This window comes from Burkholderia sp. Ap-955, from assembly GCF_011753045.1.
GTDB lineage: Bacteria > Pseudomonadota > Gammaproteobacteria > Burkholderiales > Burkholderiaceae > Burkholderia > Burkholderia lata_D.
The window spans coordinates 1-1,989 of record NZ_VWWH01000198.1 but is presented as its reverse complement, the minus strand read 5'-3'; the positions used below and the strand labels follow the sequence as shown (position 1 = coordinate 1,989).

Sequence of the window (1,989 nt, the reverse complement as noted above, 5' to 3'; positions counted from 1 at the left end):
AGCGCGGCGGCATGCAAAGCGCCGACCATCGCGGCCGAGAGGACGAGCAGCGACACGGCCGGCTTCATGCGGCACTCCGTTTCATCTGGATCATCCGGTCGTCCGTCGTATCGAAATCGATGCACGCAAAGCAGCTATGCCCGTGAGTGAACATCCCCACTGCTTCCCCTCATATGTATCAAACTGACCTGATTCACTTATCGAAACGATGCGGCGATTCTTTAATCGCGCGTCATCGTGCTACGCGCGCCTGGCACCGGCACACGCCCATTCGTCACACTATCTCAAAAACAAGACAAAACTCACCCCGATTGGCGACATTGAAGCGAAAAAGACCTCAATCCGGTCGGAAATGCTGCGCGAGAGGGATGAAGGGTAAGAATTGCGCCGTTGTCGCCCGGCAGGCCGAACGGCATACTGCCGGCGCGGATCGGCTGGCCGGCGGCGGTCCGTTGCAGACCGCCCCGCCGGAACGCGCGGCCGCGAGGCGGCGCGTATGCTACCGCATTCCCGGGCCGCCGGACGTGCTTTCTTTCACGGAAAAACTGAATTGAATCAAATCGTCGACACCGCCACTCCGTCCCCCGATACGCTGCTGCGCATCATCGCCGCGCAGACCGAGATCGCGAAGCTCGGTCTCGATCTCGGCAGCGTAATGGCCTATGTGGCGGAGCAGGTCCCGCAGCTCACCGGCGCGAGCGCCGCCGCGGTCGAATTCGCCGAGGGCGACGACATGGTGTACCGCGCCGCGTCGGGCACGGCCGCCGGGATGCTCGGCCTGCGGCTGCGGCGCTCGGGCAGCCTGTCGGGCCTGTGCGTGCAGCAAGGCGCGTTGCTGCACTGCATCGATTCGGAAACCGACCCGCGCGTCGATCGCGACGCCTGCCGGCGGGTCGGCCTGCGCTCGATGCTCGTGATGCCGCTCACCCATGCCGACACGACGGTTGGCGTGCTGAAGGTGATGTCGCCGGAAGTCGACGGCTTTTCGCAGGCCGACGCGGCCACGCTGCGGCTGACGGCCGACCTGATCGCCGCCGCGATGTTCCACGCGGCGCGCAACGAGGCGAACGAACTGTACCTGCGCGCGACGCACGACGCGCTCACGGGCCTGCCCAACCGCGCGCTGTTCTACGACCGCCTGCGGCAGTCGATGCACACGACGCTGCGCGCGAACGGCCGGCTCGGCATCCTCAACATCGACATGGACGGGCTGAAGCCGATCAACGACGGGTTCGGCCACCGCGCGGGCGACGCGGCGCTGCGCGAGATCGCCACGCGGATGCAGCGGGCGGTACGGCGCTCGGACACGGTCGCGCGCATCGGCGGCGACGAATTCGCGGTGATCCTGCCGAACATCGGCAACCGCGACGATGCGCATGCGCAAAGCACGCGGCTCGCGCACCAGGTCGGCGAACCGTTCGAATTCGAGGGGCGCCCGATGCGGCTCGGCGTCAGCGTCGGGATCGCGCTGCTGCCCGACGACGGCACCGACATGAACGCGCTGATCGAGCATGCGGACCAGGCGATGTATGAAGTGAAGCGCACGCGGTCGCAGCGGGTCGCTCACGCGTAACGCGGCTCGACAAGCCGGCTGCGGCGGCCTTGAACGGGCGCTAGCCGATCTGCGGAACGGCGATCGCGAGCCCGACCACGAGCCACTGGACGATCGCGACGAGCACACCGGCCCGGCACAGCCCGACCGCGCCGCGCACGCGTGCGTCGAGTGCGCGTCCGGCCTTCGACGCATCGATCCAGCCAAGATCGGCGAGTGCGCGGTCGAGCGCCGCGAGGCCGTCGTCGACCGATCCCTCGCCCGCCGCCGCACGCGCGAGCGCGGCGAACAGCCGGCGGTCGATCTCGATCCGCACCGCGTACCACAGCGCCGCGATCCCCGACCCGGTGCTGATGACGGCCAGCAGCACGCGGGCGATCGTCGCCGGCGCCCAGCCCGACGCGATCCACCAGCCGGCGCCGGCCGCGGCCAGCGCG

At 68.5% G+C, this 1,989-nt stretch carries 2 protein-coding genes; one reads left to right on the top strand and one right to left on the bottom strand.

Annotation, left to right across the window (positions count from 1 at the left end; genetic code table 11):
• Window positions 1-550 precede the first annotated feature (550 nt).
• Window positions 551-1,573: a sensor domain-containing diguanylate cyclase gene (locus F3J15_RS37225; RefSeq protein ID WP_240159411.1), complete on the top strand. Its 1,023-nt coding sequence runs from the start codon at window positions 551-553 to the stop codon at window positions 1,571-1,573.
• Between the two features lie 40 nt (window positions 1,574-1,613).
• Here F3J15_RS37225 and F3J15_RS38040 read toward each other — a convergent pair.
• A partial coding sequence (locus F3J15_RS38040) for a hypothetical protein (protein WP_240161551.1) occupies window positions 1,614-1,989 on the bottom strand: 376 nt, incomplete at its 5' end.